Origin of the sequence: Kribbella sp. NPDC004536 (assembly GCF_042873835.1) — a bacterium.
GTDB lineage: Bacteria > Actinomycetota > Actinomycetes > Propionibacteriales > Kribbellaceae > Kribbella.
In genome coordinates this window covers 1,646,502-1,665,642 of sequence record NZ_JBIALY010000001.1, presented here as the reverse complement: position 1 = coordinate 1,665,642, position 19,141 = coordinate 1,646,502, and the positions used below count along the sequence as shown (strand labels likewise).

The 19,141-nt window shown below is 68.1% G+C and carries 13 protein-coding genes and 8 tRNA genes; 8 read left to right on the top strand and 13 right to left on the bottom strand.

Annotated elements, in window-relative coordinates; all coding sequences use genetic code 11:
• Nucleotides 1-4 precede the first annotated feature (4 nt).
• From ACFYRU_RS08260 to ACFYRU_RS08230, 7 genes are read left to right on the top strand one after another with little or no spacing between them, the layout of a single operon-like run.
• Nucleotides 5-898, top strand: a complete 894-nt coding sequence (locus ACFYRU_RS08260; protein ID WP_387654568.1) for a fumarylacetoacetate hydrolase family protein — start codon at nt 5-7, stop codon at nt 896-898.
• Nucleotides 895-2,460: an aldehyde dehydrogenase (NADP(+)) gene (locus tag ACFYRU_RS08255; protein WP_387654566.1), complete on the top strand. Its 1,566-nt coding sequence runs from the start codon at nt 895-897 to the stop codon at nt 2,458-2,460. Before ACFYRU_RS08260 ends, ACFYRU_RS08255 begins: the two co-directional genes overlap by 4 nt.
• Nucleotides 2,457-4,244: an IlvD/Edd family dehydratase gene (locus tag ACFYRU_RS08250; RefSeq protein ID WP_387654563.1), complete on the top strand. Its 1,788-nt coding sequence runs from the start codon at nt 2,457-2,459 to the stop codon at nt 4,242-4,244. Before ACFYRU_RS08255 ends, ACFYRU_RS08250 begins: the two co-directional genes overlap by 4 nt.
• Nucleotides 4,244-5,548, top strand: a complete 1,305-nt coding sequence (locus ACFYRU_RS08245; RefSeq protein WP_387654561.1) for a DUF2088 domain-containing protein — start codon at nt 4,244-4,246, stop codon at nt 5,546-5,548. The genes ACFYRU_RS08250 and ACFYRU_RS08245 overlap by 1 nt, the downstream gene beginning before the upstream one ends.
• Nucleotides 5,545-6,411, top strand: a complete 867-nt coding sequence (locus ACFYRU_RS08240; protein ID WP_387654560.1) for a U32 family peptidase — start codon at nt 5,545-5,547, stop codon at nt 6,409-6,411. Before ACFYRU_RS08245 ends, ACFYRU_RS08240 begins: the two co-directional genes overlap by 4 nt.
• Nucleotides 6,401-7,768, top strand: coding sequence for an FAD-binding oxidoreductase (locus ACFYRU_RS08235; RefSeq protein ID WP_387654559.1), 1,368 nt, complete (start codon nt 6,401-6,403; stop codon nt 7,766-7,768). The genes ACFYRU_RS08240 and ACFYRU_RS08235 overlap by 11 nt, the downstream gene beginning before the upstream one ends.
• Complete coding sequence (locus ACFYRU_RS08230) at nt 7,768-9,033, top strand: alpha-L-fucosidase (protein WP_387658058.1); 1,266 nt, start codon at nt 7,768-7,770, stop codon at nt 9,031-9,033. The genes ACFYRU_RS08235 and ACFYRU_RS08230 overlap by 1 nt, the downstream gene beginning before the upstream one ends.
• Before the next feature lie 425 nt (nt 9,034-9,458).
• Here ACFYRU_RS08230 and ACFYRU_RS08225 read toward each other — a convergent pair.
• The 9 genes from ACFYRU_RS08225 to ACFYRU_RS08185 form a co-directional block, all read right to left on the bottom strand.
• A tRNA-Ser gene (locus tag ACFYRU_RS08225) sits at nt 9,459-9,548 on the bottom strand.
• A gap of 44 nt (nt 9,549-9,592) precedes the next feature.
• Nucleotides 9,593-10,738, bottom strand: coding sequence for an RtcB family protein (locus ACFYRU_RS08220; protein ID WP_387658055.1), 1,146 nt, complete (start codon nt 10,736-10,738; stop codon nt 9,593-9,595).
• A gap of 70 nt (nt 10,739-10,808) precedes the next feature.
• Nucleotides 10,809-10,900, bottom strand: a tRNA-Ser gene (locus tag ACFYRU_RS08215).
• A 4-nt stretch (nt 10,901-10,904) separates the two neighbouring features.
• Nucleotides 10,905-10,977 (bottom strand) — tRNA-Gln (locus tag ACFYRU_RS08210).
• Nucleotides 10,978-11,010: 33 nt separating this feature from the next.
• On the bottom strand, nt 11,011-11,457 hold the full coding sequence (locus ACFYRU_RS08205; protein WP_387654556.1) for an HNH endonuclease: 447 nt from the start codon (nt 11,455-11,457) through the stop codon (nt 11,011-11,013).
• Nucleotides 11,458-11,530: 73 nt separating this feature from the next.
• Nucleotides 11,531-11,604 (bottom strand) — tRNA-Leu (locus ACFYRU_RS08200).
• A 33-nt stretch (nt 11,605-11,637) separates the two neighbouring features.
• Nucleotides 11,638-11,711 (bottom strand) — tRNA-His (locus tag ACFYRU_RS08195).
• Nucleotides 11,712-11,713: 2 nt separating this feature from the next.
• A tRNA-Arg gene (locus ACFYRU_RS08190) sits at nt 11,714-11,787 on the bottom strand.
• Nucleotides 11,788-11,877: 90 nt separating this feature from the next.
• Nucleotides 11,878-11,953 (bottom strand) — tRNA-Pro (locus ACFYRU_RS08185).
• Between the two features lie 844 nt (nt 11,954-12,797).
• Here ACFYRU_RS08185 and ACFYRU_RS08180 point away from each other — a divergent pair.
• Nucleotides 12,798-12,873: transfer RNA gene (locus ACFYRU_RS08180), tRNA-Thr, on the top strand.
• A 1,360-nt stretch (nt 12,874-14,233) separates the two neighbouring features.
• On the opposite strand, the gene ACFYRU_RS08175 is transcribed toward ACFYRU_RS08180, so the two are convergent.
• The 4 genes from ACFYRU_RS08175 to ACFYRU_RS08160 form a co-directional block, all read right to left on the bottom strand.
• Nucleotides 14,234-14,857, bottom strand: a complete 624-nt coding sequence (locus ACFYRU_RS08175; RefSeq protein ID WP_387654554.1) for a glyoxalase superfamily protein — start codon at nt 14,855-14,857, stop codon at nt 14,234-14,236.
• Nucleotides 14,858-14,972: 115 nt separating this feature from the next.
• Nucleotides 14,973-15,821, bottom strand: coding sequence for a hypothetical protein (locus ACFYRU_RS08170; RefSeq protein WP_387654552.1), 849 nt, complete (start codon nt 15,819-15,821; stop codon nt 14,973-14,975).
• 83 nt (nt 15,822-15,904) lie between these two features.
• Nucleotides 15,905-16,384, bottom strand: coding sequence for an SsrA-binding protein SmpB (gene smpB, locus ACFYRU_RS08165; protein ID WP_387654550.1), 480 nt, complete (start codon nt 16,382-16,384; stop codon nt 15,905-15,907).
• A 17-nt stretch (nt 16,385-16,401) separates the two neighbouring features.
• On the bottom strand, nt 16,402-19,134 hold the full coding sequence (locus tag ACFYRU_RS08160) for a glycosyltransferase (RefSeq protein WP_387654548.1): 2,733 nt from the start codon (nt 19,132-19,134) through the stop codon (nt 16,402-16,404).
• Nucleotides 19,135-19,141 lie beyond the last annotated feature (7 nt).

Here is a 19,141-nt window from a genome sequence, read left to right as displayed (position 1 = left end):
GTCAATGCACTTGGTCCGTTATCTCTCCCCGGTCGACGGTCGCCCGGTCCCCGGTGTGCGCACCGGTGCGGCGGTCGCTCCGCTGGAGGGTGTGAACAGCTTCGCGGAGTTGCTTCGGCTGCCGCTCGACGACCTGCAGGCCGCGGTCGCCAAGGTCGGCGCGGAGTTGCCAGCCGACGGGCTGAAGTTCCTGCCGCCGCTCGACGGCCGCGGTGAGGTGTGGTGCGCGGGAGTGACGTACGAACGGTCGCGTGGTGCGCGGATGGAGGAGAGCAGCGAGCAGTCGGTCTACGACAAGGTCTACACCGCCGACCGGCCTGAGCTGTTCCAGAAAGCGCCGGCCTGGCGGGTCGTCGTCGACGGCGAACCGGTCGGGATCCGCTCCGACTCCGGCCACGACGTGCCCGAGCCGGAGCTCGCGGTCGTTGCCAACAGCCGCGGTGAGATCGTTGGCTTCACCATCTGTAACGACATGAGCTCGCGGTCGATCGAGGGCGTGAACCCGCTGTACGTACCGCAGGCGAAGTTGTTCGCGGGCGGCTGCGCGCTGGCGTCCGGGATCCGCCCGGTGTGGGAGGTCGCCGACCCGAAGGCGCTCGGTATCACGTTGTCGATCCGGCGTGGTGACGCGGAGGTGTTCAGCGGTACGACGTCGACCGAGAAGCTGGTCCGCGACCTCCAGGACCTGATCGACGTACTGTTCCTGCCGAACGACTTCCCCGACGGCGTGATCCTTGCCACCGGCACCGGAATCGTCCCCGAACTCGACTTCACCCTGGCCGAGGGCGACGTCATCACGATCACGATCGACGACCTCGGCACCCTCACCAACCCGGTGGCCACCGGCCGCGAGCCGTTCGCATTCCTCGCCACCGACAACCTGGAAGGACTCCGATGACGCAGCACCCGGGCACGCCCACCGACACCCCAGCCGCCAGCGCCGGAACGGGCGCTGCGCCCGCTGTCGGCGGCGCTTCGGCGGCCGGTGCGAGCACCGGTGGCGGAGGAGCCGCGGGCGACACGTCCCCCGCTCAGCTGGAGGCGGCGCTTGCGGCTGCGGCAGCGGCCGCACCTGCCTTCGGCTCGTCGGAGCCTGCCGTGCGAGCCGGCTGGATCCGCGCGGTCGCGGACGCGCTCGACGCCGCCGCCGGGGAGTTGGTGCCGATCGCCATGCGGGAGTCGTCTCTCCCGGAGGCTCGGCTGACCGGTGAGGTTGCCCGCAGCACCGGGCAGCTGCGGATGTTTGCGGACGCGCTCGAAGAGGGCTCGCTGCTCGAAGTCACGATCGACACGAAGGACCCGCAGGCAAAGCCCGTTCCGCGCCCCGACCTGCGCCGCGTCCTCGTACCGCTCGGTCCCGTCCTGGTGTTTGCTGCCAGCAACTTCCCGTTCGCGTTCAGCGTCTGCGGCGGCGACACCGCGTCCGCGCTCGCGGCCGGCTGCCCTGTGATCGTCAAGGCCCACCCGGGCCACCCGGAGCTCTCCGCCCGCACCGCCGAGGTGATGATCGAGGCGCTCAACAAGGCCGGTGCACCGGAGGGTACGTTCGGCCTGATCGCGGGCTTCGACGTCGGCGTCACCGCGCTCAAGGACCCCCGCATCACCGCGGCCGGCTTCACCGGTTCGGTGTCGGCCGGGAAAGCGCTGCACGAGATCGCCGTCACCCGCCCCGAGCCGATCCCGTTCTACGGCGAGCTCGGCAGCCTCAACCCGGTGTTCGTCACCCAGGCCGCGGTCGATGCCCGCGGCAAGGACATCGCCACCGGGTACGTCGGCTCGTTCACGCTCGGCGTCGGCCAGTTCTGCACCAAGCCCGGCCTGCTCTTCCTCCCGGCCGGCCACGGCCTGCAGGAGGACCTGACGGCTGCGGCCGGCGGAGTCGCCGAGGCGCCGATGCTGAACGACCGGATCAAGGACGGATTCACCTCCGGCCTCGATCGCCTGGAGAAGGTCGACGGCGTACGTGTCTGGGCGTCCGGCGGCGCAACGTTGCTCCAGACAACGGTTGCCGAGCTGCTCGCCCGCCGCGACGAGATCCTCGAAGAATGCTTCGGCCCGGTCTCGATCGTCGTCGAGTACGACGGAACCGAACAGTTGACGCAAGCTCTGGAGGCATTCGAAGGAAACCTCACCGCGACCCTGCACGCGGAGGACTCGGACGCCGACCTGGCCCGCGAACTCCTGCCGAAGCTGACCGCCAGAGCAGGACGAGTTCTGTGGAACGGCTGGCCGACCGGGGTCGCGGTCTCCTGGGCCCAGCACCACGGCGGTCCGTTCCCGTCCACGGTCGGGTCGATCCACACCAGTGTCGGCGTCACCGCGGCACGCCGGTTCCAGCGCCCGGTCGCGTACCAGGACGCGCCGGACACGGTGCTGCCGGACGTACTCAAGGACTCCAACCCGGCCGGGATCACCCGGCGGGTGAACGGAACCGTGACCACAGACGAGGTGACGCGATGACGGACGAACCGACCGTTGACGAACCGGACGAGCCGATCGGCCTGCGCAGCTTCGACCACTGGTTCGGCGAGAAGGGCCGGAACGGGTTCATCCACCGGTCCTGGATGAAGTCGCAAGGCTTCACCGAGGAGGTGTTCGACGGCCGGCCGGTGATCGGGATCTGCAACACCTGGTCCGAACTGACACCGTGCAACGCGCACCTGCGCCGGCTCGCCGAGTCCGTGAAGCGCGGCGTCTGGCAGGCCGGAGGTTTCCCGCTGGAGTTCCCGGTGATGTCGCTCGGGGAGACCCTGCTGCGGCCGACCGCGATGCTGTTCCGGAACCTGCTCAGCATGGACGTCGAGGAGTCGCTGCGCGGCAACCCGCTGGACGGCGTCGTACTGCTGACCGGCTGCGACAAGACCACGCCCGGTTCGATCATGGGCGCGGCGAGCGTCGACCTGCCGACTGTCGTGGTCACCGGCGGACCGATGCTGAACGGCAAGTTCCGGGGCTGCGACATCGGTTCCGGAACGGCGGTGTGGCGGTTCACGCAGGACCTGAACGCCGGCCGGATGTCGGCCGAGGACTTCGCCGCGGCCGAGGCCGGGCAGTCCCGCAGCAACGGGCACTGCATGACGATGGGTACGGCCTCCACGATGGCGTGCATGGCCGAGGCGCTCGGCCTGCAGTTGACCGGGTCCGCGGCGATCCCCGCGGTCGACTCGCGCCGGTACGTCGTCGCGCAGAAGTCGGGGCAGCGGATCGTCGAGATGGTTCGCGAGGACCTCAAGATCAGTGACGTCCTGACCCGGGACGCGTTCGCGAACGCGGTCCGCGCGAACGCCGCGATCGGTGGTTCGACCAACTTCGTCATCCACCTGCTCGCGATCGCCGGCCGGGTCGGCGTCGACGTGACGCTGGACGACATCGACGAGTGGGCGCGCGGCGTGCCGTGGCTGGTCGACCTGCAGCCGTCGGGCAAGTACCTGATGGAGGACTTCTACTATGCCGGCGGCCTGCCCGCGGTGATGAAGGAGATCCTGCCGCTGCTGAAGACCGACGCGATCACGGTGACCGGTAGGACCATCGGGGAGAACGTCGCGAACGCGGAGCGGATCGAGGCGACGTACCCGGGCGCGCCCGCGGGGAGCGAGACGTACGCGGTGATTCGTCCGGTCGGTGATCCGCTGGGCAGCGGCGCGGGAACCGCCGTCCTGAAGGGGAATCTCGCGCCGGACGGTGCCGTCATCAAGCAGTCCGCGGCGTCCGAGCGGCTGTCGCGGCACCGGGGGAAGGCGCTGGTGTTCAGCAGCATCGAGGAGTACGACAAGGCGGTCGAGGACCCGGACCTCGATGTCGACGAGGACACCGTGCTGGTACTGCAGAACGCCGGCCCGCGCGGGTACCCGGGGATGCCGGAGGTCGGCAACATGACGATCCCGCGGAAACTCGCGGAGATCGGTGTCGACGACATGGTGCGGATCTCGGACGCGCGGATGAGTGGTACGGCGTACGGCACTGTCGTACTGCACGTCACTCCCGAGGCGGCCGTCGGTGGGCCGCTCGCGCTGGTACGCACCGGCGACTGGATCGAACTGGACGTACCGGCCCGCCGCCTGCACCTGGACGTGTCCGACGAAGAACTGGAGAAGCGCCGCGCCGACTGGCAACCACCGACTCCACCTACCGACCGAGGCTGGGCGCGCCTCTATGTCGACCACGTGACCCAGGCGAACAAGGGCTGCGACCTCGACTTCCTGGTAGGCCGCACCGGCTCAGCCGTAGCCCGCCAGAGCCACTGATGAACTGGGGCCCGTTCGAGGCGATCCGGGGGCTGCGGCCCACCGGAACGCTTCCTCAGGTGACGCCGATCCGGCGGATCCTCACCGATCTGCCGGTGTCGGCCGACCCGTACGCCGACGCACTCGCAGCGCTTGCGCCGTTGCGGGAACGGATCCGCCCGGGCGCGCGGATCGCCGTGACCGCAGGAAGCCGGGGGATCCGCGACCTGGTACCCGTCGTCAAGGCAGCCGTTGACTGGTTGCGGGACGCGGGCGCCGAGCCGTTCGTGACGCCCGCGATGGGATCGCACGGGGGTGCGACAGCCGACGGCCAGCGGGAAATGCTCGAAGGCCTCGGCATCACCCCGGAAACCGTTGGCTGTCCCATCGAGGCGACGATGGAAACCGTCGTGGTCGGGACCTTGGCCGACGGTACCGAGGTGCACCACGACGCGATCGCCGCGAAGGCCGACGGTGTCCTGCTCGTCAACCGGATCAAACCGCACACCGATTTCCGCGGCCCGATCGAGAGCGGGATCGCGAAGATCCTCGCAATCGGCCTCGGCAACCACCGCGGCGCCGCCTCCCTGCATGCCGGCGGCATCCCGTCGCTCGGCGGCAACATCGAGGCCGCGGCCCGCATGATCGTTGCGCAGGGCAAGATCCTTGGCGGCCTGGCGATCCTGGAGAACGCCGAGGACCGCACCGCAGCGGTCGAGCTTCTCGAAGCATCCGGCATCGCGGAAGCGCCGGAAACCTCCTTACTACAAAGAGCGTCCAGTCTCTTAGGGCGTCTCCCGTTCGACAGCCTAGACGTCCTAGTGGTCGACGAACTCGGCAAGGACAAGTCCGGCGCCGGCATGGACACCAACGTGATCGGCCGTTGCTGGGTGCACGGCATCCCGGAGTTCGAATCGCCGGACATCGCTGCGATCAGCGTCCACTCGCTGTCGCCGGCCTCGCACGGAAACGCGTCCGGTCTCGGTCTGGCCGACGTGATCCCGGCGCGTCTACTCGAGCAGATCGACCTGCAGGCGAGCTACGTGAACGCGCTCACCTCCGGCGCCGGCGGTGCGCGCCGCTCGCGGCTGCCGATGGTGATGGAGGACGACGAGGCCGCCGTACTCGCGGCCGTGACCATGTGCGGGCGGCGGCACTGGTCGGAGCTCCGGCTGGCCCGGATCAAGGACACGCTGTCGCCGAACGAGTTGATGGTGACGCCGGCCCTGCTGACCGAGGCGGCCGAACGGTTCGACCTGGAGATCACCGGTACGGCGCGCGATCTGGCGCCCGGCGGGCGTCTCGGACCTTGGAGCGACAGATGAACCTCCGCGAAGCACGTGCGCTGCTGGCCGACCGCGGCTTCCGGCCCGGGGAAACGTCGGCGAGGACGTTTTCCGACGGGTCGCCGTACAGGATCGAGATCCCCTCCTGCGAAGGGCCGCGGGTGATGACCGCGGTACTCGAGGAGGCCAAGGAACGCGGGATCACGATCGACCGGGTCTCGCAGGGCAGCGGCGTGATGATGCTGACCGACGGCGAGGTCGAGGAGATGCTGTCGCTCGGCGCCGCGGCGGGCGTCGAGGTGTGCCTGTTCCTCGGGCCGCGCGGCGCCTGGGACATCGGTGGTCAGGCCAAGGTTTCGGCCGCGGTCGGCGGTGTTGCGCGCGGCAACGACCAGGTCGCGGCGTCGTTGTGTGACGCCTTCCGCGCGGTCGAGCTCGGCGTACGGAGCCTGCTGGTCGGCGACATCGGCGTACTGGAGATCCTCGGCCAGCTGAAGCTCGAGGGCGAGCTGCCCGCCGACCTGGTGCTGAAGACGTCCGTACTGATGCCGTTGCCCAACGCACCGACCGCGCGGCTGTACGAGCGGCTCGGCGCGACCAGCCTGAACGTGTCGACCGACCTGCCGGTGCCGGTACTCGCGGAGATCCGGTCGGTGACAACCGTACCGATCGACATGTACATCGAGGTCCCCGACGACCAGGGCGGCCACGTGCGCTTCTACGACGTACCCGAGGTCGTCCGGGTCGCCGCACCGGTGTACCTGAAGATGGGGCTGCGGAACGCGCCGAACATCTACCCGGTCGGTGCTCATCTTTCCGGTACAGCTGAAGCTCTCGGACGTGAGCGCGTCCGCCGGGCCGAGCTGATCCTGCGACTGCTCGCGGAACAAGATGAGGGATGAGTTCGTCGACCGGCTGCGGTCGGTCCTCGGTGACGTCGTCGACGATCCGGACATCCTGGACAGTCATCGCAACGATCACGCCACGTTCTGCACGGCCGGTATGCCGCGGGCGTTGGTGCGGCCAACGAGTACGGCCGAGGTACAGGAGGTGATGCGGCTCGCGTCCGAGTTCCGCGTACCGGTGGTCACGCAAGGCGCCCGCACCGGGCTGTCCGGTGCGGCGAACGCGGTTGACGGTTGCCTGTTGCTGTCGACCGCACGGCTGAACCAGATCCTCGAGATCTCGGTCGAGGACCAGGTCGCCGTCGTACAACCAGGCGTGGTCAATGCCTCCTTGTCCCGGGCCGTCCTGGAGCAGGGCCTGTTCTATCCGCCGGATCCGTCGTCGTGGGAGATGTCCACGATCGGCGGCAACATCGCCACGAACGCGGGCGGGCTGTGTTGCGTGAAGTACGGCGTGACGTCGGACTTCATCCGCGGTCTCGAAGTCGTACTGGCGTCGGGCGAGGTCGTCCGCACCGGCCGGCGGCCCGCGAAGGGCGTCGCCGGGTACGACCTGACCCGCCTGATCGTCGGCTCCGAAGGCACCCTGGGCATCGTCACCGAGGCAACCCTCGCGCTCCGCCCCGCCCCCGAAGCCGCCCTCACCGCCGCCGCCACTTTCCGCACCATCGAAGACGGCATCGCCGCGGCCGCCGCCGTGATGGCCGCCGGCCTGAGCCCCTCGCTGCTGGAGTTCCTCGATCAACCAACCCTGCGGGCAATCCAGGGCTATCGGGACATGGGCCTACCTGGAGATGTCGGTTCGATGCTCCTGGCGCAATCCGACCGCGGAGCGCGGGCAGCTGACGACGTGTCGCGGATCGCCCAGATCTGCACGTCTTATGGTGCCATCGACGTAGCCGAAGCCTCCGACGCCGAGGAATCGGCCATGCTCCTCGAGGCCCGAAGGCTGGTCAACCCCGCGCTGGAGCGGCTCGGTATCACGCTGATCGACGACGTCTCCGTACCGCGCTCGCAACTCGTCACCCTGCTGCGCGGCATCGCCGACATCGGTGCGCAGTACGACGTACTGATCTTCTGCCCCGGCCACGTCGGCGACGGGAACATGCACCCGACCGTGGTGTTCGACCGGAACGACGCCGCCGCCGAGGCGCGGGCGCTGGAGGCGTTCGGCGCGGTGATGGAGCTGGGACTGCGGCTCGGCGGGACGATCACCGGCGAACACGGGATCGGCACGTTGAAGGCGCAGTGGCTGGAGACCGAACTCGGTCCGGTCGGGCTCGAACTGCATCGGCGGATCAAGGCCGCCTTCGATCCGTCGAACCTGTTGAACCCCGGGAAGGTGCTGCTGTGATGGATGCTTCGGCCGTACGTCCGTCGGCGCGGCAGGTCGCGTGGCAGCGGCAGGAGCTGACGGCCTTCGTGCACTTCGGCCCGAACACCTTCACCGATCTCGAGTGGGGGACCGGCCTTGACGATCCCGCGGCGTTCGCTCCGACGGCGTTGGACTGCTCGCAGTGGACGCGGACGTTGGCCGGCGCCGGGTTCAAGAGCGTGATCCTGACGGCGAAGCACCACGACGGCTTTTGCTTGTGGCCGAGCAAGTTCCTCGATCACTCAGTTGCTACTGGGGGAGACGTGGTGGGGGCGCTGTCGGTTGCGTGCCAGGTCGCGGGGCTCGGTTTCGGCGTCTACCTCTCGCCGGCGGACCTCTACCAGGAGAAGGCGCCCGGCGGGTACTACGGGAACGGCAGCCCGGCGGTACCGTCGCGGATCGGCGAGCTCGAGTACGTCGTCGACGACTACAACCGGTTCTACCTGAACCAGCTACACGAGTTGCTGACGTCGTACGGGCCGATCGCCGAGGTGTGGCTGGACGGGGCGAACCCGACCAGCAGTGCGCAGACGTACGCGTTCGACGCCTGGTTCGACCTGATCCGGCGGCTGGCGCCGGATGCGACGATCGCGGTCGGCGGGCCGGACGTACGGTGGGTCGGCAACGAGGACGGCTTCGCCCGGGAGACGGAGTGGAGCGTCGTACCGTTCGCCGACGGTGCGATGGTTGCCGAGCAGACGGCGCGTTCTGTGGCCGGGCCCGACGAGTTGGCGCAGGCCGATGAGCTGCGCTGGTACCCGGCGGAGGTCGACGTGTCGATCCGGCCCGGCTGGTTCTACCACGCGGCCGAGGACACGGCGGTGAAACAGGTGCCGGAACTCCTGGACATCTATCGCAAGTCGGTCGGGCGGAACGCCGTACTACTCCTCAACATCCCACCGGACCGCCGCGGCCTGTTCGCCGACCCCGACGTCGAGGCCCTGACCGCCTTCGGCGCCGCGATCCGCGAGTACTACGACACTGCGGTGAAGCTTCCCGGCCGAGTGAACGTACTCGACCTCCGGGAAGACATCGAGCAGGGGCAACAGATCGAGTCCTTCGCGGTAGACGCATTCACCGAAGGCTCGTGGCAGGAGATCGCCACCGGCACCACGATCGGCCACCGTCGTCTACTACCGCTGGACAAGCCTCTGCAGCTGGACGACGTACGCCTGCGAATCCTCTCCACCCGAGCCGAAACCGAAGTACACCTCTCGACCCACTACGACCCGACGATCAGCTAGTCCCCCTGCCCGGAGTCGAACCAGGAACCGAGCCTTCGGAGGGCCCGGCGAGATTCCGTCACCAGAGGGTCTGCGTACCGAAGAACGGGTAGTGCACCGGCGAGACGCTGTACAGGCACCCCGTGCACCCTCAACAGCCCGACCACTACCCGTCCTTACGCACGCGTTACTCCTGCACGGACACGACTCGCGTCCAGTCGGAGCATTCGGCCTCGCACCACACGTGATCCCCACGGTGCGCGATCCGATCACGCTGCACATGCCCGCACGCGAGCAGCACCCGCCGCATCGAGTGCCCTTGCTTGACCGGAGCACCGGTCCTGCCACCAGGCACCCGCTTCCTGTTCCTGAGGTCGGCCACGGCCGGTCCTCCTCTCTTGTCCTATCTGGAATGGCAGGGTGGCTGGTCCTTCCCAGCCACCCAGCGGTGAGAGCGAGATTCGAACTCGCGAGCCGGCACGTCAACCGACAACGGTTCAGCAAACCGCAGCCCCTACCAACAGGCGGACCTCACCCAGCAGGTTCCTGCCATGTCCCCTGCGCACGGCAGGAACCTGTTTCAGCCCTTGACGCAGATGACCTGCTTGAGGTGGGCTACTACCTCGACCAGGTCCGACTGGGCGGCGATCACCGAGTCGATGTCCTTGTAGGCGGCGGGGATCTCGTCGATGACGCCGGCGTCCTTGCGGGACTCGACGCCTTCGGTCTGCGACACCAGGTCCGCGACGGTGAAGCGGCGCTTGGCCTCGTTGCGGCTCATCCGGCGACCTGCCCCGTGCGAGGCCGAGTAGAACGAGCGCTCCGAGCCGAGCCCGCGAACGACGTACGACCCAGTGCCCATCGACCCGGGGATCAGCCCGAGATCGCCCCGCCCGGCCCGGATCGCCCCCTTCCGGGTGACGAGCAGGTCGAGCCCGTCGAGCTGCTCCTCGGCCACGTAGTTGTGGTGGCACGAGATCGGCTGCTCGAACCGTACGCCGACCTCGAACGACTCCCGCACCGCCTGCATCACGAGCGCCAGCATCACCGCCCGGTTCCGCGCGGCGTACTCCTGCGCCCAGGTGAGGTCCCGGCGGTACGCGTCCATCTCCGGCGTACCGGACAGGAACACCGCGAGGTCACGGTCCGGGAGGTCCGCGTTGTGCGGCAGGTCCCGCGCGATCCGCATGTGCCGCTCCGCGAGCTCCTTGCCGATGTTGCGGCTACCCGAGTGCAGCATCAGCCACACGCGGTCCTCGTCGTCGAGGCACACCTCGATGAAGTGGTTGCCGCCACCCAGCGACCCCATCTGCTGCTTCGCCTTCCGCTCCCGGTCCTGCACCCCGTCGTGCAGACTCGAGAACGCGCCCCACAGCTTGTCCCACGGACGCGGGTCGAGACCGAGCCGGCGTACCCCGACCGCATCCTCGTGCGCCCGGAAGCCCACGGGTACGGCGGCCTCGATCCGGGACCGGATCGCCGACAGGTCATCCGGCAGGTCCGCGGCCGTCAGCGACGTCAGTACACCCTCCATGCCGCACCCGATGTCGACCCCGACCGCGGCCGGCGACACGGCCTGGTACATCGCGATCACGGACCCGACCGTCGCACCCTTGCCGAGGTGTACGTCGGGCATCACCCGGACGCCGTGCACCCACGGCAGCGCGGCGATGTTCCGCAGCTGCTGCAGCGCCTTCGCGTCCACGTCGTACTCCTGCGCCCACATGAGCGTGGAGCTCTTGGCCCCACTCAGCTCAACCGGAAGCTCCACGATTCCCTCCTTGTTCGTCTGCATGCGGCGGAAGCAGGTCTCGAACCTGCACGCCCACTGAAGGGCCGACCGTTTTCGAAACGGTTGCCGATAGGCCGAAACTCGGCTTATTCCGCCATCGCTGCCAGGGCAGGGCTCGAACCTGCGGGGCCTCGGGTCAGAACCGAGGGTGGGTCACCGTCGCCCACCTGGCATCGCGCTCCGCCGCGACACCTGGTGGGTCGGGGTCAGAGCGCTAACTCGGCACGGGAAGGGATCCACGGCTGCCACAACAGCGGCATGCCGGCCTCTTCCGGGGTGCGCGAGCCTTTCTTCTCGTTGCATGTCGCGTGCGCGGCGACGGCATTCAGCCACTCGCCACGCCCACCTCTCGAGCGTGGGATCACGTGGTCCATGGTGGTGGCGCCAAGCTTGCCGCAGTACGCACAGGTGTACTTGTCACGCTTGAGTACGCCGGCCCGCGTGTACTGCAGCCGGCCACCGGCGTACCGCCACTTCATCACGACGTACCGGACCAGCCGGAGCACGCGGGGGAGGGGGAACGGGCCGATGCTGGCGCCGTCGTGCGCTTCCTCGACGACGGCGACCTCCCGGACGAGCATCCGGATGGCGTGCGGGATCGACACGACGTGCAGCTGCTCGTACGAGGCGTTCAGGACGATCACACCGCTCATGTGGTTCCTCCTCCTCTCCAGTGTGCCCGACCGGCGGTCAGCAGGTCGGGGAATCTCGGTGTCGGTCGGTTCGTGCGGCCCCAGGGATTCGAACCCTGAACCTCCTGGTCCTAAGCCAGGCGCCTCTTCCAGTTGGGCCAGAGCCGCGGGGGTACTCCACGTGAGTGGCTGGTACCGCAGGGTGTCCGGCGGGGCTCGAACCCGCTTCCTCCGGGGCCACGTCCCGGCGCATCGCCCACTTCCGCTTCGGACACAGCACGCCCGGCAGGACTCGAACCTGCACCCTCCTGCTTCGTAGGCAGGCGCTCTCTCCAGTTGAGCCACGGGCGTTCGGTGCCCTGTGCCGGATGTGGTGCGGATTTCCGGCACAGGGCAGCTCGTGGCGCCCGCTCGGCCGGTAGCAAGCATTCCGCGGGCGCCTGGTCCAGCTGGGAGGACTCGAACCTCCGTTCTCCTCAACCCAAATGAGGCGGCCTGGCCACTGGCCTACAGCTGGTAATTGCGACAAATGTCCAGTTGTCATTGTTCATGCCGATATCCGTGAATACCGGAGAATGATAAATCCCGCGAATGCGGGCAAAAGAAAAGAGCCGCCTGCTGCCGGTGCCCGGCTCAGACGGCTCCTGGAGATCTCCCCAGTTCAGGGATCATCCAGACGAACCGCCCACGCTCAGGCTGAGCCGGTGGGTCTGGTAGGCCTCGCCGCCCACGGATCGCAGGCACGCCGACAAAGCCATGCGGCCCAACCGCCAGGCTTCGTTCAGAATGTCCGACCCGTACACGATCTCTCCTCAGGTTTTCTCAGCTTGCGGGAAATAGTCTCACCCAACACCCACACCCAAGTCAACGCATTTCCCACCCCAATTGTTCAGCCCCCCTTTTCCCGCCCCTACGACGCACAAATCCCCACCCCAGGTTCCCCCACCGACCCCACGACTCCCCCACCGCCTCCGACCGCCCGTCAAGCCACACACGCCCACCGCCCGGCCGCCCGGCCGCCCGACCGCCCGACCGCCCGACAGGACGTATACACCTACCGCCCGGCACCCCCATCACCCACCCAGCGCGAGGCCGGCTGCAGTACACGACACACATCCTGTCGAACCGCCCCAGCCCGTCGGACGACCAAGCACCAACGTCGAAGACCCACACGCCAACTCGAGCGCCACACGCCGAACCCCGAGCACCCTGCTCGCTGACCCTGGAGAACCGCGCGCCGCCGGAGGACCCTCGCCCCAGGAGAGTGATCCCAAACACACCGACCCACCCGGCCGTACCACCCAGGAGGAACCGATTCGGAATCCTCCCCCTCCTCCCGCTACACTCTTGCCGCAGCACCCGCCGCCTTAGCTCAGTCGGCAGAGCGTCTCACTCGTAATGAGAAGGTCGTCGGTTCGATTCCGACAGGCGGCTCCACCCAAACCCCCAGGTCAGAGACCACTCTCCGACGCTGGGGGTTCTTCGTTCCCGCCCTCGATCGCCTTCGGTGCCCCGTGGTGCCCCGTGGTGCCCCCGAGCCGCTTGGCCGCGCCCCCCAGGTTCTGGTCGATCAGACGCCCACAGAGGTCCATCGTCATGGCCGCCGACTGCCCCGGGATGCGCTGAACCACCTTCGGGTCAGCGCCGGATCCGAGCCAGACCGACGCAGCCGTGTGGCGAAGGTCGTGAACCCGAAGCTAGGGAGCACCGATCGCCGTGATCGCGGTAGACCACCGCAGATCTTCCGCCGCGTCCAGGACGCCGTCCTCGCCGGAGCCCAGAAGCAGACGCTTCCCCACCCACGCAATCCAACTGGCACGAGCCGACGTACTAGCGTCTGGCGGTGGCGGTTACCCCGTCCCCCCGGCCGCTCGATCGTACGGCCACCACGACACGCATCAAGAGCGCCTACGGCGTCCCTACGGGATCGGCAAGCCGACTCTTGACATGCGCCGCGCTGACCTTGGGTGGCAGCTATCAGGGGACGGGGCAGGTGTGGTCGCCCGTGCGCTGCGACAATTCCGCGCATGAGTCCGTGCGAAGAGCCCGACGAGCGGACTTGGAGAGTCAGTCTCGCCGGGCGCATCGGATCGGGTGTTGTGCTGCTTGGTCTTCCGGTAGTTGCGACCGTCGACACAATCGTCGAGCATCTCCCCCCTGCAGATCTGGTGCCGCTCACCATCGTCCTCACGGCTATCTGGTGGCTCGGGGCGATGCATCCCGACGTCAGGCTCAGAGGCGAGCAACTCGTCATACGGAATCCGTTCTGGACTCGACGGCTCAACAGGTCGGACGTGCTGTCCGCGCGGCCCGGCTACTTCGGGCTCGTGATTCGGAGGCGATCAGGACGTCCATGCATTGCGTGGGCAGTGCAGAAGTCGAACGCGGCCGAGTGGGCTGGATCGAAGACCCGGGCTGATGATGCGGCAGGTTGCATCACTGCCTGGGCGACCGTGCGCGATTAACGAGCGAGTACGAGGGGTCGGCCAGGCCGATTGAGGTCACTGGGCGGACATCGGTTCAGGTTCAGGACCAGTCACTGAGCGTGGCGTCGGCCGATCTTCCACTGGCTACCTGCGCGGGAGCGGTGCGCCCGACGTGCCCCGGATTGCCCTCAACAGCCGTCAGCGACCCGTGATCGACGAGCATGTTCGACGCTCTGGATCACGGGTCGCCCGGCATTACTTGTGGGTGATGACGGACTCGTAATTCCGACAGGCGGCTCCACCCGTATACCGAGGAACCTCAGGTCATGGGCTGAGTGACCTGAGGTTCTGTTTGTCTGGAGGTGGCGGGGTCAGCCGGCGAAGGTGATTGTGTTGCCGTCTGGGTCGCGGAGGGTGAAGTCGGTGCCGCCCCAGGGTTGTTTGGTTAGTTTTTGGATGATCTTGGCGTCAGTGGTCAGGTATTCCGCGTAGAGCTCGTGTACGTTCGGTGTGTCGATGAAGGCCATGATGAGGCCTTCTCGTTCCGCGGCGGCGGGTGCGAATACCGGCTCGTCTACGTGTTTCAGGTGCAAGGTGGCGCCGTTGCGTGACACCGAGCCGTAGAACGGCGGGTTGCCGTGTAGGAAGTCGATGCGGAAGCCGAGTTGGTCGCGGTAGAACGTGGCCGAGGCGTTGACGTTGGCGACGTACAGCACTGGTTTGGCGCTCGCGGCTGCCGTGTGATGAGTCTGTTCGTTGGTGGGCGGGGCTGCTTCCGTGTTCGCCTTGAGTTCGGCCCAGTTGGCGTAGCCGGCTTCGAGGGCGATGATCTCTTGGGCCTCGCTGAGCGGAAACTTCAGCGCGAGGGCTTCACGGTCGGACAACGTGCGATAGCGCGCGAGTTGTCGGATGCGGCCGCCGATCGAGAAGTTTCCTTCGCGGTGCCAGCGGACGAGTAGTTTCGCCTGCTTCTTGTACGTTTCGAGCTTGGGCATGGCGCTCCCTCTTCGGTCTTGAAGTAGGTGGGCCTCGCCCTTTCGGCTTGGAATGCCGTTGCGCCCTACGACCGGGTTCGAACCCGCGCCTGCGACGCCGAGATTACCACAGCGTTTACAGGCCGAGAGCTTTCTCGACGGCCGGCCAGGTGATTGCGGCTTCCTGGGTTTGGCCGGTGATGTTGTGGTGCATCCAGTCCGGCGCGAAGTTCTCCAGTTTGTCCTTGTAAGCCTCGCGCGCCCCGCCGTCGGTGTGGCACTGCGGGTACTTCGCGCACACGCGCGCCTGCTCGGCCTCGTACGCCTCGGTGATCGCGGTGAGGGTCTTGAAATGCGATGGCACCAGCGCGCCGGTGACGTCGTAGAAGGAACAGATGCCGGAACCGGTGACGGTGTACTTCGCGTTCGGGTCGTGGGCAACGATCGCCCGCGCGAGCGCGGGGTCGGGGCGTCCCATCTGACCTACGACCAGGATCCGCGAGTCCGGGGACTTCTTCGTGATGGTGTCCAAAGCGGCACTGACGTCCTGACCGAACTCGGGGATGTGCTGGTCGTCGGTACCGTCGCACCGGATGTCGTTGCCGATGATCGAGATGATGACCAAGGCGGGTGCAGACACCTGCTGCAGCGCCAGCTCCGCCTCGCCGTCCAGTGACGATGCGGTCGCGCCGTCGACGGCTGTGTTCGCGACGTGACCCTTGTCCTGCGGCCGCAACTTCACCAGGCGCAGGTAGATGCTGTTCACGTTGGGACTCGTCCCGGTTGCCCACGAGTACTGGAGCGCATCCTCCTCGGGATGAGCCGTCCCCCGGCCGGTCAGTCCCGAATGGCCGATGGCTATCAATCCGACCGGCTTGGTCACAGGGCCCGAGGGCGCCGGTGTGCCGCAGTCCGCGAGCGCCGTCAGTACGGCGACCACGACGACCACGACGGCAGCGCGGCGCATCCTGCTACGTCGAGGCACCCAAGACATCGTTCCCCCTCGGCCACCGCGTCAGCGGCGACCCCCCAAGCCAGACTCCGCCTTCAAGGGGAGCCAGACAAGCCCTAGTCGCGGTGGCCTTTGCGGCGGCGGTTGAGGGCTCGTTCGGTTTCTCGGGTGGCTTCTCGTTCGGCCAGGGCTTGGCGTTTGTCCCAGGACTTCTTGCCGCGGGCCAGGGCTATCTCTACCTTGGCGCGGCCTTCCTTGAAGTAGAGGGTGATCGGGACGATCGTCAGCCCGGCCTCGTTGACCTTGCGTTCGATCTTGTCGATCTGGGCGCGGTGCAGGAGGAGTTTGCGCTTGCGCCGGGAGCCGCCCTCGAACCAGCGGGACTGGGAGTACTGCGGGATGTGGACGCCGTGCAGCCAGATCTCGCGGTCCTCGACCATCGCGAACCCGCCGATCAAGGACGCCCGCCCGGCCCGGAGCGCCTTCACCTCCGGGCCTTGCAGCACGATCCCCGCCTCCCAGGACTCGCCGAGCTGGTAGTCGTGGGCGGCCTTGCGGTTCCGGGCCACCACGGGGTCGGTCTGCGGCTTCTTCACACGCCGATTCTCCCAGGTCAGGACGCCTGTGCCCTGGGGTTTTTCCTCCTGAAGGCGTGCCACCCGGTCTCGGGCAGCTCCGGCGCGTCGGGGAGCAGTCGCCGTACGACGGTCGCGTCCGGAGCCCACGCGGCGTCGGGCAGCTCGCCCATCACCTCGTCGTACACCGACCGGATGACCTCGGCTTGCGCGGCCCACGAGAACCGGTGCAGCAGGTCCGGGTCGGACGCGATCCGCTTGGCGATCCGGTCGCGGTCGGCCAGTACCGTACGGACCGCTCGTACGAGTCCGTCCACGTCGCCGGCCGGGTAGACCGCGCCGAGGTCGAGCTCGTTCACCAGGTCGGCCTGCGCCGGGGTGTCGCTGGTGACGATCGGCAGGCCCGCGGCGATGTACTCGCAGAACTTGTTCGTCACGGCGATGTCGTGGTTCGGGGCGTGCAGGAGCGGGCTGAGTCCGATGCTGGCGGAGCGCAGGTACAGCGGTACGACCTCGGCGTTCACGAACGGCGCCAGGTGTACGCGGTCGCCCACGCCCAGCTCGGCCGCCCGCGCGAGCAGCTCCGTGGTGACAGGGTTCTCCCGCGCGACGATCGCGAGGTGTACGTCGGGCAGCTGCGGCAACGCCTCGACGACCGTACCGACGCCGCGCGCCCGGTTCACCCCGCCGCCGTACACAAGCAGCGGTACGTCCTGGTGCAACCGCAAGAGCGAGCGCAGATCCTTGACCTCGGCATCCTTCGGCGGTTCCACGGGCGCGTTGAGGACCACGTCGGGAAGTTCGGCCAGCTTGTGGTCGCGCTGCAGCCACTGCGCCAGGGGCTCGGACACCGTGATGACACGGTCGGCGTCGCCGATGAACTCTCGTTCCAGATCCGTGTACGCCGCGACGCGCCGCGGAGCCACGACCGGTACGCCGGGGATGTACTCGTGGGCGTCGTAGATGATCTTGATCGTCCGCCCGTCGAGGGCTGCCCGGTGCGCGGCGCGGGCGGCGATGCCGAGCATGAACACGTCGTGGACGTGGATCACCTCGATCAGCAGACGGTCGAGCAGCGGGCCGAGCGTCAGCTCCTGGTCGACCAGCTCCGGCATCACCCGCCGCCAGCGGCCAGCCGGCAGGTGCCGGTACAGGGCAAGTATCCGTTCGCGGCGTTTCCCGATCCCCAGGTCGGCGTTCTCCGTCCGCTTGGCGCGGCGCGCGAAGTACGCGCGGGAGTTGAGGACCGCGCGGTGCAGTCGTAGGGAGCGCCAACGTATTGCGCGTTGCGTCCGCTCACGGAGCGAACGTTTCGTGGTGCCGGTGCGCTCCCGGTCGCGGCGGTCGCGGCCGCGTTCGGCGCGGAGTTCGCGGCTCGCGTACTGCCAGCGGCCGTAGGCGAGCATGTACTCGGCCTCGGTCCGGAACAACGGATTCAGGTTGTTCTTCACGTTCGCCAGCCGCTTGCGCCACCCCGTGACCAGCACCTTCGACGGGATCGTCGGGCACAGAACTTGTACCTTGCCGAACTGGCGGACGCCCCGCATCCGGCGGCCGGGGATACCGATGCAGGTGACGTCGAGGTCCCAGTTCGCCACCGTCTGCGCGTACTTGAGGACCCGGGCGTCGCTGACGATGTCGTTGCCGGCCATCATCACGACCTTCGGGCGGATCCACGCCGGCTTCCAGTTCGCGCGTACCGGCCTCGGCTGCTCGACGAACGTGGCCAGCGCGTCGGCCGACCAGCGGCCGTCGTGGACCTTCTCGACGTACGCCGGTCCGCGCGCGGCGAGCTCGCGGCCGCGTTCCCGGTTCGCGATCAGGTCTCGTACGACCTGCTCGACGGTGTCCGGGGTCGCGTCGACGATCGGCAGTTCGAGGCCCGTGTCGGCGGCGACGCGGTCGCGGACGTGCTGCGCGATGTGGCCGACCACGATCCGGCCTGCCGCCATCGCCTCGCAGGCGGCGACGCCGTAGCTGCCGATCCGGAACTGGTCGAGCACGATGTCGGCGTCGCGGTACACGGCCGGCATGTCCGCGGGATCGACGCCCTCGACCCGGCGGTACGTGATCAGGCCCTGCTCGGCCAGGCGCCGCATGATCGGGTCGATCAGCTCCGAGCCCTTCATCGCGGACTTGCTCGGCGCGTGCGCGACGACGGGCTTGTCGTGTTCGAGAACCGGAGCATCGCTGCGCCAGGTGCCGACGTCGACGATCACCGGGCACCAGGTCGCGTTCGGTACGTAGTCGAGCAGGTCCGGAGTGGATACGTATACATTGCCCGGGTACGACGTGAACAGCTCGACGGCGCGGGTCGCGTTCCGCTCGAGTAGCTCGACGGTCTCGTCCTCGAGGTCCGGGAACGGCGACCACGGCTCGCTCTCCGCGTGCCGGCTTGGGACGCGTACGTCGGATCCGTGCGCGATCAGGCCGACCTGCAATCCCTTGGTGAGCAGATGCGGGATCTCGAAGGACCCGTCCGGGCCGTGCAGCGGCCCGAAGATCGGGCGCGCCGCCTCGAGCAGGACGTGCGTGTAGTTCCGTACGACGTGGTTGTAGAAGTTCAGGCGCCACCGGTGGTTCCGCCGGTACGTCCGCGCCGGTACGCCGTAGTCGACCGGGTAGTCGAGAACGCCCCGGAAGAACGCGAACGAGGTCGCCTTCGCGGTCGGTACGCGCTGCTCGAACGCCCGCGCCCACCGCGTCCCCTGCCCGGCGAAGTTGGCCGGACCGACCAGCAGCCGCACCTCCGCGTCCAGTCGCGCAGGCATCCCGTCC

What these genes read in the sequence shown, in the direction of transcription:
- ACFYRU_RS08220 (WP_387658055.1), bottom strand. Translation starts at nt 10,738, where the DNA reads ATGTGGGCGCAGGAGTACGACGTGGACGCGAAGGCGCTGCAGCAGCTG.
- ACFYRU_RS08175 (WP_387654554.1), bottom strand. Translation starts at nt 14,857, where the DNA reads ATGCCCAAGCTCGAAACGTACAAGAAGCAGGCGAAACTACTCGTCCGC.
- ACFYRU_RS08240 (WP_387654560.1), top strand. Translation starts at nt 5,545, where the DNA reads ATGAACCTCCGCGAAGCACGTGCGCTGCTGGCCGACCGCGGCTTCCGG.
- ACFYRU_RS08205 (WP_387654556.1), bottom strand. Translation starts at nt 11,457, where the DNA reads ATGAGCGGTGTGATCGTCCTGAACGCCTCGTACGAGCAGCTGCACGTC.
- ACFYRU_RS08230 (WP_387658058.1), top strand. Translation starts at nt 7,768, where the DNA reads ATGGATGCTTCGGCCGTACGTCCGTCGGCGCGGCAGGTCGCGTGGCAG.
- ACFYRU_RS08235 (WP_387654559.1), top strand. Translation starts at nt 6,401, where the DNA reads ATGAGGGATGAGTTCGTCGACCGGCTGCGGTCGGTCCTCGGTGACGTC.
- ACFYRU_RS08160 (WP_387654548.1), bottom strand. Translation starts at nt 19,134, where the DNA reads ATGCCTGCGCGACTGGACGCGGAGGTGCGGCTGCTGGTCGGTCCGGCC.
- ACFYRU_RS08260 (WP_387654568.1), top strand. Translation starts at nt 5, where the DNA reads ATGCACTTGGTCCGTTATCTCTCCCCGGTCGACGGTCGCCCGGTCCCC.
- ACFYRU_RS08245 (WP_387654561.1), top strand. Translation starts at nt 4,244, where the DNA reads ATGAACTGGGGCCCGTTCGAGGCGATCCGGGGGCTGCGGCCCACCGGA.
- ACFYRU_RS08255 (WP_387654566.1), top strand. Translation starts at nt 895, where the DNA reads ATGACGCAGCACCCGGGCACGCCCACCGACACCCCAGCCGCCAGCGCC.
- ACFYRU_RS08250 (WP_387654563.1), top strand. Translation starts at nt 2,457, where the DNA reads ATGACGGACGAACCGACCGTTGACGAACCGGACGAGCCGATCGGCCTG.